Here is a 12,742-nt window from a genome sequence, read left to right on the forward strand (position 1 = left end):
GTAGCGGCCCCTCGTGGGACCAACCGCAGGCAGACAGCCGGCCCTCGTGGGACCAGCCGCGACCGGTGTGGGACGAGCCGCGACCGGCGTGGGATCGGGGACAGTCCGGTGAGCCCCGGTCCTGGGAAGAGCTGAGCAACCAGGCGGCTGCCGACGATCCTCGAAGCGGCCAGGGCGCCGATCGGGGCGGGTGGCCGCCCCGACGACTGGCCGGGTGGGGCGTCCCGGACGACCTGGATCCGGGCTGGAGCGCGCCGAGCGACCGGCAACCGTGGGAGTCACCGCACGACCCGCCTCGAGCAACGTGGCGTTCGTCGGACGAGGCCCCGGGGTGGGACGACGCCGAGCTGGACGACCGCACTCAGTGGCAGCTCCCAGCCCGATCCCCCGCGTGGCAGAACGACGAGCACCTGTGGGACGCACCAGACGACCGCGACCCCCCGCCCTACTGGGAGCCGGACGACGCCGACACCGACGCCGAGAACCGCGACGGTGCGAACCATCACCGTCATCGCCGCAAGAGGCCGCGGCGCGGGGCGTTGGTCGCCGCCGTGACGGTCGCTGTCGTCGGCATGGTCGGCGTGGTGTCGACGACGGGGTGGTACCTCGTCTCCCAGCAACGGCAGTCACGCACCGCTACCGAGAACCCGGACTCCGTGGGAGACCGCGGCCGTGCTCGAGAGGCCCGCGTACCGTCAAAGACTGCCTCGGCCACGCCGACGGCCACCGCGACCGCCACCCCCACACCGACCGCTACCCGGAAGCCCTCGAGGACGCCGACTCCCACGCCGCGACCGACCAGGACCGAGGCGCCGGAGCCGAAGCGCACCACAGCCCCGCCTGAGCGCAAGCCGTCGCCGAAACCGTCGCCCACGCAGACTGAGGCACCTGCCCCACCACCGTCGAAGCAGGCGACGTACGAGAACGAGGTCGTCCGCCTCACCAACGTCGAGCGGGCCGAGGAAGGGTGCGGGCCGCTACGCACGGACGACCGGCTGCGTACCGCTGCCCGGGGGCACTCGAAGGACATGGCCGAGCGTGGGTACTTCGACCACACGTCGCCCGAAGGCACCACGCCCTGGGACCGCATGCGGGCCGCGGGATACGACGCTCCGGGCGGTGAGAACATCGCGATGGGCTACCCCACGCCCGAGTCGGTCGTCGACGCCTGGATGGACAGTCGGGGTCACCGGGAGAACATCCTCAACTGCCGGTTCGAGGCCATCGGGGTCGGCGTCTACTTCGGGAACGAGCGCGGGCCCTGGGCGACGCAGAACTTCGGCTACCGCTGACTCAGCCGATCGGAGGGGTCGTCGCGGCGATCTGGGTTACTGGCGGCCGTGAGGACCTTCGCGAAGCAGCGACTCAGCGGTTCGTCGCGATGGAGTCCGAACGTGCCGATCGGCGCGTAGCCGCTCGACTCGTAGAGCCCGATCGCCTCCGGCTGGAGCGCGCCCGTCTCCAGGACGAGGCGTCTGACGCCGGCCGCGCGGGCGGTGCGTTCGATCCCGGCCAGCAGCGTGCGGGAGTGTCCACGACCACGCGCCGACGGTACGACGTACATCCTCTTGATCTCGGCGTCCCCGTCGCACAGGTCCGGATCTCGCGTATCCCGGATCCGCCACCCTCCGCACCCGGCGGGGCGACCGTCGAGGTAGCCCACGAGGAAGAGGCCGCTCGGCGGCTGGAACTCCGCCGGATCGACCGGGGTCTTGTCGGTGTCGCCGTACCACTCGACGTACCACCGCTGGAGCTCGTCGATCAGGGTCGTGGCATGGGGATGGTCATAGGCGAGCGTACGGACGTCCACGGCCGCCCAATCTAGCTCGGCGGACCGGCGGTCCACGGGAGCGGTGGGCGTTCAACGGCCCGTATGGTCTGATGTCTGCTTGCGACCAGCCCACCACCGGGCACCGTCTCTTCGTGGAGGTTCACTCGTCCATGTCCACCGTCCCCCGACTGACCCTGAACAACGGTGTGCAGATCCCGCAGCTCGGCTTCGGCGTCTGGCAGGTCCCGAACGTCGACGCCGTGGCCGCCGTGAAGACTGCCATCGAGGTGGGCTACCGCAGCATCGACACCGCCGCGATCTACGGCAACGAGGAGGGGACGGGGCAGGCGATCGCCGAGTGCGACGTTCCCCGTGAGGACCTGTTCGTCACCACGAAGCTGTGGAACGCCGAGCAGGGGTACGACTCGACGATGGTGGCGTTCGAGGAGAGCCTGCGCAAGCTGCGGCTGGGCTACGTCGACCTGTACCTGATCCACTGGCCGGCGGCGGGCCAGGACAAGTACGTCGACACCTGGCGGGCGTTCGAGAAGCTGTACGCCGACGGGAGGATCAAGGCCATCGGGGTGTCGAACTTCCAGGCGTCGCACCTGCAGCGGCTCTTCGACGAGACCGGCACGGTCCCGACCGTCAACCAGATCGAGCTGCATCCCTATCTCGTGCAGGCCGACATGCGGGAGTTCGACGCGAAGTACGACATCCGCACCGAGGCGTGGAGCCCGCTCGCGCAGGGCGGCACCGTCCTCGCCGACCCGGTGATCACCGGACTGGCGGAGCGCTACGGCAGGACGCCGGCGCAGGTGATCCTGCGGTGGCATCTACAGCTGGGGAACGTCGTCATCCCGAAGTCCGTCACCCCGTCGCGGATCGCGGAGAACTTCGCCGTGTTCGACTTCGAGCTCAGCTCAGACGACGTGGCCGCCATCACCGCCCTGGACAGGGGTGAGCGGACCGGACCCGACCCGGACGTGTTCGGGGCCTGAGCGTCTGAAGGGCGCCGGCGCGCGTGCAAGGCGTCCGCGCGATCCTTTCTACGCCGCCATTCCTACGACGCCACAGCTACATGGCCAATTCCAAGGGGAGTCGGCTGACTCCACGGGCGCCTCCTTGGAATTGGCCATCTAGGCCGCACTGATGAGCAGCCAGAGACCGCCCAGGGTGAACAGTGCCGCTGCGGAGTAGCGGATCACCCGCTCAGGCAGGCGTAAGGCGAGGTGGTGGCCGATCGCGATGGCGATCGCGTCGGCGATGACCATGCCGACGGTGGAGCCCACCCAGATCCCGAACCACTGGTGCTGGGTGGCGAGGGTGACCGTGGCGAGCATCGTCTTGTCGCCGAGTTCGGCGAGGAAGAAGGCTGTGGTCACGGCGATGACCGCGGACCGCCCGGTCCGGCGGGTGCGGGCCTGGTCGGACTCGTGCAGGACGTCGCCACGCAGTGTCCACGCCGCGAAGCCGAGGAACGCGAGGCCGGCGACCAGGGAGATCCAGGTCGCCGGCAGCGCGGCACCGAGTCCGTGTCCGACTCCGACGGAGACCGCGTGGACCGCCGTGGTGGCGATGCAGATGCCCGCGAGCACCGGTGCGGGGCGGTAGCGGGTCGCGAAGAGCATGGCCATCAGCTGGGACTTGTCGCCGAGCTCGGCGACGAAGATCACGGCGAAGCCGATGGCGAAACTGGTGACGAGAGCGTCCATGCCGGCGGTGCCACTCCTCGATGCTTCAGCGGTCTGGTCGTACCGCCGGATCGAGGGGTTGCGTGACCTCGACCCGGCGACATCGCCTTGGGTCGAAGGTCTCGCCCGCCTTGGTGGAAGGCCGCCGGGCCGGGCATCGCTCGCGGTGCGCGACGCCAGTGTGTCGACCACGGTGTTGAGGGCTACTCCCCTTCGCAGGCTCAAGGGTGCCCGGCCAGCCGCTGATTGTCAATCAGTTGCGCAAATGAGAGAACTACTTCGCGCCGTTCGAGGCGGCGTGATCGTTCCGGCCCGCGAACGGGGTCGTCCCGGCGTACGGAAGAATTCAGCGCACCATGACCACGCAGGTGGTGCGATGACTGATCAGGCGGGGCGTTCGACCGATCCGACCGGGCCTCAGCTCAGGGCCGCCGCGGACACGTTCGACCTGCTCTCGGCGCCGACCCGGCTGCACCTGGTCTGGCTGTTGGCCCGCCACGAGTACGACGTGGGAACCCTCGCCGAGCACACCGGTGCCACCGTGGCGGCCGTGAGCCAGCATCTGGCGAAACTCCGGCTGGCCGGTCTGGTCACCGCCCGCAAGGATGGCCGCCGACACATCTATGCCGTGGAAGACCCGCACGTGCTCACCCTCGTCGACCAGATCTTCTCCCACATCGCGCCAGACGGGTCTCTCGCGCCCGACCCGCCGACCCCGACCCACCCGAGTCGGCGCCCGGGGCGCTGATTCCGCCGGCTTCCGGTCAACCCCTCCGGGCGCTACGGACGCCGCCCTGCGTACGATCGGGTGCGGCGTCAGCCGACACGAAACGCACCGCCAGCGCCCGCCCGACCGGGGCGGAGCCAAGTCGGCGCCCGGCCGGGACGGCTGGGCAGGACGTGCTCCGCCGCGAAGACGTGCCCGCCAGAAATGAGGTCCCGTGCTCGCCCTGAGGCGTACTCCTCGACTCACCGTACTTGCCGCTGTCGTCGCCGCCGGACTCACGCTCACCGGCTGCGGATCGCTGTCCAACCCCAGCGCGGCGGCTCAGGTCGGCGGCGAAACCATCTCGGTGTCGTTCCTGCAGAAGCAGCTCGAGGAGATCCTCGACCACTCGGCACGCGCCAGCGATGTTCCGGGCGGGCAGGTCAACCCGAGCACGGCCGAGCTCGCCGAGAACCAGCGCGCCCTCCTCCAGCAGCTGATCAACGACAGCCTGATCACGGAGACCGCCGACCGGCTCGGTGTCACGGCCAGTCGGGCCGACATCGACAAGGTGGAGGACGAGATCCGGGCCCAGCAGGTGTTCATCCCCGGCGACATGCGCGAGGAGTTCGCCCGGTGGGTGGCGCTTCGCCGCGAGCTCAACGCCAACCTGCTCGGCAAGACGCCGGCGAGCCAGGCTGACCAGGCCAAGGCCGACCAGCTGCTCGGCGAGCAGATGCGCCGCACCTCGCGTGAGGTCGGTGTGACGGTCAATCCGAGATACGGCAGGTGGGACGGCGCGCAGCTGCTGCCGGGTGGCCAGCTGGTCGAACCCAGCGAGACGGAGCAGCCGCAGCTCCCGCCGGCCGGGCCCTGACCAGCGGATGACGAAACGGGCCCCGTGACTGTGACGCCCGTGACTGTGACGCCCGTGACTGTGACGCCCGTGACTGTGACGCCAGTGACTGCGACGCCCGTGACTGCGACGCCAGTGACTGCGACGCCTGCATCGGGACGGCTGCATCGTGACGGCTGAAGGTTCCGATCCGACACCGGCGGGACGTCTCACGCTGCTGCTGACCAGCCCGCGGGTGGCGCCGGGCCTGTTGTCCTGGCCGGCCTGGGAGCGGCTGCGCCGGGCCGACCGCGTACTCACCGACGATCCGGACCATCCGCAGGGCGCACCGCTGCTGGCCGCCGGGATCGCGGTGGAGCACGCATTCGTCCCTGCACATGGGGCCGGCGACCCGGTGCCCGCCGCGGCCGCGTCGGCCCCGGCGCTCGCCCGCTGGCTCCTCGACGAGGCCGCGTCCGGAGTCGAGCTGGTTTGGCTGGCGCCTGACGACGGTGCCGGCGAGCTCGGGCGCGCGCTCGCCCACCTGCTCGCCGAACGCGCCGACGCGGGCGCCTCGGTCGGGCCTGAGCTCGAGGTCGTTCCTGCGTCGTACGACCTGCCCGGTGCTCGGCTCCTCGACCTGGTCGCCGTCATGGACCAGCTGCGCGCCCACTGCCCGTGGGTGCGGGAACAGACCCACCGGTCGCTCGTCCGCTATCTCGTCGAGGAGTCGTACGAAACCGTCGAGGCGATCGAGACGGGTAACCGTACGCACCTGCGGGAGGAACTCGGCGACCTGCTGTTCCAGGTGGTGTTCCACGCCCGCCTAGCCGAGGAGGGCGCCGCGGGCGAGGACGGGGCCGACGACGGCGAGCGTGGGGAGACGTGGACGATCGACGACGTGGCCGGTGACCTGGTGGAGAAGCTGATCCGCCGGAACCCGCACGTGTTCGGCGAGGCGCGGCGAGAAACCGGCCCTGGCGATGTCGCCGAGATCGAGAACGTCTGGGACCAGCTCAAGGCCGAGGAGAAGCGGCGTACCTCCGCGGTGGAGGGCGTCCCCCTCGCCCTGCCGGCCCTGACGCTGGCCGACAAGCTCCTCGGACGTACGCAACGAACCGGGCTGGCCATTCAGGGCCCGCGCGTCACAGCAGCCGAGGCGACCGGGGAGCCGCTCACCGCCGAACGGCTGGGCGAGCTGCTGTTCGCACTTGTCGAGCAGGCACGGGTGGCCGGTGTCGATCCCGAGCAGGCGTTGCGGGACGCCTGCCGCCGGTTCGTCGCGGCCGTCGAAGTTGCTGAAACGCCGCCGGCAGCAGGGTCGGGCGAGGCTTCCGAAGGCGCTGGAGGCGGCGACGCCCCCGGGCCATAGCGGGCGGGTTGGCGCAACTGCCCGTGTGCGAGCCCGTGCGCGATGCGGCTTCGAAGCGGTGATGGTGCGGGTCGGTTCGTCCAGCCTCGAGGTGGCGCCGTTAGGCTCGAGCCCGTCAATCCAGTAGCGCAGCACCGGGGGCGCGAGCGCTCACATCCGTACCGCAATCAGGACGTACCTGGAGGAACCCACGTGGCCACGATCGATGCCGTGACCGCCCGCGAGATTCTGGACTCGCGTGGCAACCCCACCGTCGAGGTCGAGGTTGGTCTCGACGACGGCACCATCGCGCGGGCGGCGGTCCCGTCAGGCGCGTCGACCGGTGCGTTCGAGGCGGTCGAACTGCGCGACGGTGATGAGGCGCGTTACGCCGGCAAGGGCGTCGAGCGGGCCGTGACCGGCATCGTCGACGAGATCGCCCCGGAGCTGGTCGGCTACGAAGCGAGCGAGCAGCGGTTGGTCGACGCTCGGCTGCTCGACCTCGACGGCACCCCCAACAAGGCCCGGCTCGGCGCCAATGCGCTGCTCGGCGTCTCGCTCGCGGTCGCGCGCGCGGCGGCCGACTCGGCCGATCTGCCGCTCTTCCGCTACATCGGCGGCCCGAACGCCCACCTGCTGCCGGTGCCCATGCTCAACATCGTCAACGGCGGTGCGCACGCGGACAACGACGTCGACTTCCAGGAGTTCATGATCGCGCCGATCGGCGCGGCGACCTTCGCGGAGGCGCTGCGCTGGGGCGCCGAGACCTACCATGCGCTGAAGTCCGTGCTCAAGGGGCAGGGACTGTCGACCGGACTCGGCGACGAGGGCGGCTTCGCGCCCAACCTGCCGTCGAACCGCGCAGCGCTCGACCTGATCGGTCAGGCGGTCGAGAAGGCGGGTTTCTCCTTCGGCTCCGACATCGCGGTGGCGATCGACGCGGCGGCGACGGAGTTCTACGACGCGGAGAAGGCGAAGTACGTCTTCGAGGGCGGGGAGAGGTCGGCCGCGGAGATGGCGGCGTACTACTCCGAGCTGCTCGCTGCGTACCCCCTCGTCTCCCTCGAGGACCCGCTGGCCGAGGACGACTGGGCAGGGTGGGGCGAACTCACCCGGGCGGTGGGCGCCAAGGTGCAGCTCGTCGGCGACGACCTCTTCGTCACCAACCCGGAACGGATCGCCCGAGGGATCGTGGAGAGCTCCGCCAACTCCGTCCTCATCAAGGTCAACCAGATCGGCACGCTGACCGAGACGCTCGACGCGGTGGAAATGGCGCACCGGTCCGGGTTCACGACGATGATCAGTCACCGGTCCGGCGAGACCGAGGACATCACGATCGCCGACCTGGTAGTCGCGACGAACTCCGGCCAGATCAAGACCGGCGCGCCGGCGCGGAGCGAGCGGGTGGCGAAGTACAACCAGCTGCTGCGGATCGAGGAGGAGCTGGACGACGCCGCGCGGTACGCCGGGCGGCTGGCCTTCCCGAGGTTCGCGGGGGCAGAGGACAGCTGACCTCGCTCTGCTGCCGGGTCTCGCAGCTCGTGGCGACGGGCCAGCGTTGACGGGTCAGCGTTGACGGGTCAGGCACGGGCGGTACGCACTGACAGAAGGGGCGGAGGTCTCGTGGGCGAGGGGCGCAGGGACCGTGGTCCCCGACCGGGTGGCGGTGGGCCGCGCCGCGGTCGTCGCACCCCTGCCTCGCCGGGACGCGGCGCGCGGGGCGGCACCGGTCCGGCTCGCGCACCGCGGCGGGCGAGCGCCCCGGGCAGTCCAGGTCGTGCTGAGGCCGGCGCTGATCGGGCCGGTCGCGGACCCGCCCGGCCGACCGGCGGGCGACCGGCGGCGGGTCGTGGTGGCGACCGGCAGCAGCGGAAGGACGCGGAAGCCGCCGACACACCGTCGAGACGGACAGGACTCACCGGCCGCGCCGCGATCCTGGTCCTGGTGCTGGCCGCGTTGATCGTGTCGTACGCCTCCAGCCTGCGGGCCTGGTCCGAGCAACAGTCCAGGCTGACCGAGCTACGCGCCGAAGCCGCCGAACGCAGGGAACGCGTGGCCGAACTCGAAGGCGAACTCGAACGCTGGCGCGACCCTGCCTATGTCGAGGCGCAGGCCCGGGAACGGTTCGGTTGGGTGATGCCGGGCGAGATCGGATATGTCGTGGTGGGGCCGGACGAGCGGGGTCCGGCAAACCAGTCGGGGACGAAGCCGTCGGGAGACGACGAGCGTCCTGCGTGGTGGAGCGCCCTGTGGGGCAGCGTCGAACGGGCCGGGAACCCACCGCGGCCGAGCTCGACCGCCACCCGTCCCGAACCCGCCGCCACCATCGAACCGGGCCCGGCCGAACCGCCCTCCGACCGATGAGGTGGGACGGCGGCGAGGAAGGCCCCACCTGATCCCATGAGCACCGAGCAGCACGGCCAGCGGGAGCGACCCGACGAGGCCGACGTGGCCGCGGTCAGCCGGCAGCTGGGGCGGCCCGCGCGTGGGGTCCGCGGCGTCGCCCACCGCTGTCGCTGCGGTCTTCCGGATGTCGTGGAGACCGAGCCGCGCCTGCCGGACGGCACCCCGTTCCCGACGACGTTCTACCTCACCTGCCCGCGGTTGGCGTCCGCGATCGGGCGGCTCGAGGCGAGCGGACTGATGCGCGAGTGGACGCAGCGCCTGCGCACCGATCCGGAGCTGGCGGCAGCCTACGCCCGCGCACACCAGCGTTACGTCGACCACCGGACGGCGATCGACGACGTACCCGAGATCGCCGGCGTCTCGGCCGGTGGCATGCCCGACCGGGTGAAGTGCCTGCACGCCCTCGTGGCGCACGCGCTGGCCCTTGGACCGGGGGTCAACCCCCTCGGCGACGAGGCGCTCGCGCTGTTGCCGGACTGGGCGGCCGACGGCCCCTGCGTGGACGTCGGCCGGACCCCGGACTGACCTCAGGGGTACGCGTACCTGCAGGACACCGAGGTGTCCGCGGGGTTGCGGCCGGGGTCTGACGTGGCGACGCAGCCTGGTGCAGGGCCGGGGCCTGGTGCCGAGGACATGGCCGAAGCCTAGATACTGAGCTGTGCAGGCCGCTTGCGGGAAAAGTGAAGATTCCGTGCACCTGATCCATCCGGCGGAAACGTCCCGGTGCGCCTCACCAGCTGATCCCATCACCCAGACCGGAAGGCGAGTGTCCAGGTGCGAGTTGCGGCCATCGACTGCGGGACGAACTCCATCCGGTTGCTGATCGCGGATGTCGACGCCGGGCCGGCCGAATCCGGCTCCGGGCGGCTCGTCGACGTCGAACGCCGGCTGGAGATCGTCCGGCTGGGCCAGGGTGTCGACCGGACCGGGCGCTTCGCGGCGGAGGCATTGGCGCGCACGTTCGACGCCTGCCGGCGCTACGCCACGCTCATCGACTCCTCGGGCGCCGAACAGGTCCGGTTCGTCGCCACCTCGGCCACCCGGGACGCCGCGAACCGGGAGGAGTTCATGACGGGTGTGCGGGACCTGCTCGGCGTCGAACCCGAGGTCATCTCGGGCGAGGAGGAGGCGCGGCTGTCCTTCGCCGGTGCCACGAGGGAGCTCGCCGGCCGGGGATTCCCCACGCCGTACCTCGTGGTCGACATCGGCGGTGGCTCGACCGAGTTCGTCCTCGGCGGTACTGGCGACCTGCCGACCGTGGCCGGACCGCAGGCCGCCATCTCGGTCGATCTGGGATGCGTACGCCTGACCGAGCGGTGCCTTCCGAGCGACCCACCGGCGGACGCGGAGATCGCGGCAGCGCGCGCGGAGGTCGACCGGCAGCTCGACAAGGCGGGGTTGACAGTGCCGTTCGAGGAGGCCCGCACGCTGGTCGGCCTCGCCGGCACGGTGACCACGGTCGCCGCGATGGCCCTCGATCTGTCGTCGTACGACCCTGACCGCCTCCACCACGCGCGGATCCCGGCGACGGCCGTGCACGCGGCGTGCGCGCGGCTGCTCGCCATGGACCACGATGAGCGGCGGCGTCTGCCGTACATGCATCCCGGCCGGGTGGACGTGATCGGCGGTGGCTCGCTGATCCTCGACGGCATCGCCGCCCGGGTCGCGCCCTTCCTCGACCACGCCGAGGTCGTCGTCAGCGAACACGACATCCTGGACGGCATCGCCTGGTCCTGCGTCGAGGCCTCGAGGAGCTGATCCCGTGCGCGTTCTGATCTCGGTGGACATGGAGGGCACCGCCGGTGTGGTCGACGGCGCGGACGTGCGGCCGGGGGAGTGGGAGTACGAACGCAACCGGCACCTCATGACGGAGGAGGCCAACGCGGCGATCCGTGGGGTTCTGTCCCATGCCCCAGAGGCGGAGATTCTTGTCAGCGACGCGCACGCGCAGTTTCGCAACCTGCTGCCCGAAGTTCTCGACCGGCGCGCCCGGTTGCTGCGCGGCAAGCCGAAGCCCGGCGGCATGATGGCGGGAATCGAGTCCGGTGTCGACGTGTGCCTGTTCGTGGGTTACCACGGCCGGGCGGGCACGCCGGTGTCGGTGCTCGCCCACACGGTGAGCAGCGCGGTGATCGCCGAGGTCCGCGTCGACGGTGCGACCCTCGGCGAGATCGGCCTGAACGCCTCCCTCGCGGCCCACCATGACGCTGTTCCCGTGCTCGTGACCGGCGACGACACGGTGGCCGCTGAGGCGGCGGCGGTGGTCCCCGGCATCCACACGGTCGAGGTCAAGCGCGCGCTCGGCGCACACGCGGCTGACTCCCGGCATCCGGAGGAGGCGTGCGCGCGCATCGAAGCGGCGGTTCCAGGCGCGATCGAGGCCCGGGAGTCGGTGACGCCGCCGCGTTACGACCGTGCCGTGTCGCTCGAGGTCGATGTCCTCACGCCGGCGATGGCGGAGCTCGTGTTGCTGGTGCCCGGCATGGAACGCCTGACCGGGACGACCGTGCGCTACGGTGCGCCGGACTTTCCCACGGCACACCGGCTCGTCTCGCTGATCGCCGTCCTGGGGCGTGCCGCATGACCGGTCGGTACGCCGCGAGGGGACCTACGGCGTGACGGAGGAGCGGCCGCATCCGGTGACTGAGGCGGCCTACGCCAGTCCGGTGCCGCCGGGAACCGGTTGGCCGGACGATCCGGCCGCATCGGACACGCCGGTCGCGCAGCGTGCCGCCGACGTGGTGCGCCTTGCGCGGTCGGCCACCGACCTGCACGAACTCACCGCCCGGCAGTCGGTGTGCCGTGCGTGCCCGCGACTTGTCGCGTGGCGTGAGCAGGTGGCGCGCGAGCGCCGCCGGGCCTACGCAGGCGAGCCGTACTGGGGCCGTCCCGTGCCCGGCTGGGGCGATGACGCGCCGCGGATTCTCATCGTCGGTCTCGCGCCGGCGGCGCACGGCGGCAACCGGACCGGGCGGATCTTCACCGGCGACCGTTCGGGGGACTGGCTCTTCGCGTCGCTGCACCGGGTCGGCCTGGCGGCGTCGCCGACGAGCACGTCGGCCGGCGACGATCAGCGGCTGCTCGGCGTCCGCGTCGTCGCGGCGGTTCGGTGCGCGCCGCCTGCCAACAAGCCCTTGCCGGTCGAGCGGGACGCCTGCTTTCCCTGGCTGGCCCGAGAGGTGGAGTTGGGCGCGCCGACGGTCAGTGCCGTGGTGGTGTTGGGGTCCTACGCCTGGGATTCCGCGCTACGGGCGCACGCGGCCGTGGGATACGTCGTACCGAGACCGAAGCCGAAGTTCGGCCACGGCGCCGAGGTCGAGCTGCCGCGGGGTGTCGAGGGGGAGCGGTCGCGCGGCGCCGGGACGGTTCTCCTGATCGGCTCCTACCATCCGAGCCAGCAGAACACCTTCACCGGGAAACTCACCGAGACGATGCTCGATGGCGTTTTCACGCGTGCCAAGGCGTACGCCGGGTTGTAGGGACGAGAAGGGCGTACCGCTTGGATACAGCGCAACGCGATGATGTGCGCAGGAAGAAGGCGATGATCTTGCACAGTGAGGTGGCGACATGGTGACGTTCGACGATGTGGCGAGGTTGGTCGCGGAGTTGCCCGAGACGGCGGAATATGAACGTCACGGCAACCGAACCTGGTCGGTCGGCGGCAAGGCGTTCGCGTGGGAGCGTCCGTTCAGCAAGGCGGACCTGAAGCGGTTCGGTGACGCGGAGCCGCCCGACGGTCCCATTCTCGCTGTTCGGGTCGAGGATCTCAGCGAGAAGGAAGCGGTGCTCGCCGCGCAGACCGACGCGTTCTTCACGATCCCCCATTTCGACGGGTACTCCGCGGTTCTGGTCCAGTTGTCCAAGGTGTCGGAGGCGGCCCTGCGGAACGCCCTCCTGGATGGCTGGTTGGTCTTCGCACCGCCGGAGCTGGCAGCCACTCAGGTGCCACCGGAGACCGGTTGATCCGTGCGCGGTCGAT

General features: G+C 71.0%; 14 protein-coding genes. 12 read left to right on the forward strand and 2 right to left on the reverse strand.

Annotated elements, in window-relative coordinates; translation table 11 throughout:
• Positions 1–65 precede the first annotated feature (65 nt).
• Positions 66–1,292 (forward strand): CAP domain-containing protein, encoded by a 1,227-nt coding sequence (locus ABN034_RS04875; protein WP_349689768.1) that lies wholly within the window; start codon positions 66–68, stop codon positions 1,290–1,292.
• On the opposite strand, the gene ABN034_RS04880 is transcribed toward ABN034_RS04875, so the two are convergent.
• A complete protein-coding gene (locus ABN034_RS04880; RefSeq protein WP_349689769.1) occupies positions 1,283–1,810 on the reverse strand; it encodes a GNAT family N-acetyltransferase in 528 nt (175 codons plus the stop codon). The genes ABN034_RS04875 and ABN034_RS04880 overlap by 10 nt on opposite strands.
• 131 nt (positions 1,811–1,941) lie before the next feature.
• On the opposite strand from ABN034_RS04880, the gene ABN034_RS04885 reads away from it, so the two are divergent.
• Complete coding sequence (locus tag ABN034_RS04885) at positions 1,942–2,772, forward strand: aldo/keto reductase (protein WP_349689770.1); 831 nt, start codon at positions 1,942–1,944, stop codon at positions 2,770–2,772.
• A 138-nt stretch (positions 2,773–2,910) separates the two neighbouring features.
• On the opposite strand, the gene ABN034_RS04890 is transcribed toward ABN034_RS04885, so the two are convergent.
• Positions 2,911–3,486 carry a TMEM165/GDT1 family protein gene (locus ABN034_RS04890; RefSeq protein ID WP_349689771.1) on the reverse strand — a complete coding sequence of 192 codons (576 nt, stop codon included), beginning with the start codon at positions 3,484–3,486 and terminating at the stop codon, positions 2,911–2,913.
• A gap of 355 nt (positions 3,487–3,841) precedes the next feature.
• Here ABN034_RS04890 and ABN034_RS04895 point away from each other — a divergent pair, with 355 nt between their 5' ends.
• The 10 genes from ABN034_RS04895 to ABN034_RS04940 all read left to right on the forward strand — a co-directional run bounded on the left by ABN034_RS04895 (position 3,842) and on the right by ABN034_RS04940 (position 12,726).
• The gene (locus tag ABN034_RS04895; protein WP_349689772.1) at positions 3,842–4,213 is read left to right on the forward strand and encodes an ArsR/SmtB family transcription factor; all 372 of its coding nucleotides are present in this window, start codon (positions 3,842–3,844) and stop codon (positions 4,211–4,213) included.
• Between the two features lie 193 nt (positions 4,214–4,406).
• Positions 4,407–5,048 (forward strand): SurA N-terminal domain-containing protein, encoded by a 642-nt coding sequence (locus ABN034_RS04900; protein WP_349689773.1) that lies wholly within the window; start codon positions 4,407–4,409, stop codon positions 5,046–5,048.
• Positions 5,049–5,196: 148 nt separating this feature from the next.
• On the forward strand, positions 5,197–6,378 hold the full coding sequence (locus ABN034_RS04905; RefSeq protein WP_349689774.1) for a nucleoside triphosphate pyrophosphohydrolase: 1,182 nt from the start codon (positions 5,197–5,199) through the stop codon (positions 6,376–6,378).
• A 192-nt stretch (positions 6,379–6,570) separates the two neighbouring features.
• Positions 6,571–7,869 carry a phosphopyruvate hydratase gene (eno, locus tag ABN034_RS04910; protein ID WP_349689775.1) on the forward strand — a complete coding sequence of 433 codons (1,299 nt, stop codon included), beginning with the start codon at positions 6,571–6,573 and terminating at the stop codon, positions 7,867–7,869.
• Positions 7,870–8,301: 432 nt separating this feature from the next.
• Positions 8,302–8,721: an FtsB family cell division protein gene (locus ABN034_RS04915; protein WP_349689776.1), complete on the forward strand. Its 420-nt coding sequence runs from the start codon at positions 8,302–8,304 to the stop codon at positions 8,719–8,721.
• 36 nt (positions 8,722–8,757) lie between these two features.
• A complete protein-coding gene (locus tag ABN034_RS04920; RefSeq protein WP_349689777.1) occupies positions 8,758–9,288 on the forward strand; it encodes a DUF501 domain-containing protein in 531 nt (176 codons plus the stop codon).
• Between the two features lie 249 nt (positions 9,289–9,537).
• Positions 9,538–10,521: a Ppx/GppA phosphatase family protein gene (locus tag ABN034_RS04925; RefSeq protein WP_349689778.1), complete on the forward strand. Its 984-nt coding sequence runs from the start codon at positions 9,538–9,540 to the stop codon at positions 10,519–10,521.
• A 4-nt stretch (positions 10,522–10,525) separates the two neighbouring features.
• Positions 10,526–11,347 (forward strand): M55 family metallopeptidase, encoded by an 822-nt coding sequence (locus ABN034_RS04930; RefSeq protein ID WP_349689779.1) that lies wholly within the window; start codon positions 10,526–10,528, stop codon positions 11,345–11,347.
• On the forward strand, positions 11,337–12,242 hold the full coding sequence (locus tag ABN034_RS04935) for a uracil-DNA glycosylase (protein WP_349689780.1): 906 nt from the start codon (positions 11,337–11,339) through the stop codon (positions 12,240–12,242). The genes ABN034_RS04930 and ABN034_RS04935 overlap by 11 nt, the downstream gene beginning before the upstream one ends.
• Before the next feature lie 88 nt (positions 12,243–12,330).
• Complete coding sequence (locus ABN034_RS04940; RefSeq protein WP_349689781.1) at positions 12,331–12,726, forward strand: MmcQ/YjbR family DNA-binding protein; 396 nt, start codon at positions 12,331–12,333, stop codon at positions 12,724–12,726.
• Positions 12,727–12,742 lie beyond the last annotated feature (16 nt).

The sequence above is a fragment of the Actinopolymorpha sp. B11F2 genome (assembly GCF_040195635.1).
Taxonomy (GTDB): domain Bacteria; phylum Actinomycetota; class Actinomycetes; order Propionibacteriales; family Actinopolymorphaceae; genus Thermasporomyces.

Coding starts and splice junctions, on each gene's coding strand:
- ABN034_RS04885 (WP_349689770.1), top strand. CDS start 1,942: ATGTCCACCGTCCCCCGACTGACCCTGAACAACGGTGTGCAGATCCCG.
- ABN034_RS04890 (WP_349689771.1), bottom strand. CDS start 3,486: ATGGACGCTCTCGTCACCAGTTTCGCCATCGGCTTCGCCGTGATCTTC.
- ABN034_RS04895 (WP_349689772.1), top strand. CDS start 3,842: ATGACTGATCAGGCGGGGCGTTCGACCGATCCGACCGGGCCTCAGCTC.
- ABN034_RS04920 (WP_349689777.1), top strand. CDS start 8,758: ATGAGCACCGAGCAGCACGGCCAGCGGGAGCGACCCGACGAGGCCGAC.
- ABN034_RS04940 (WP_349689781.1), top strand. CDS start 12,331: ATGGTGACGTTCGACGATGTGGCGAGGTTGGTCGCGGAGTTGCCCGAG.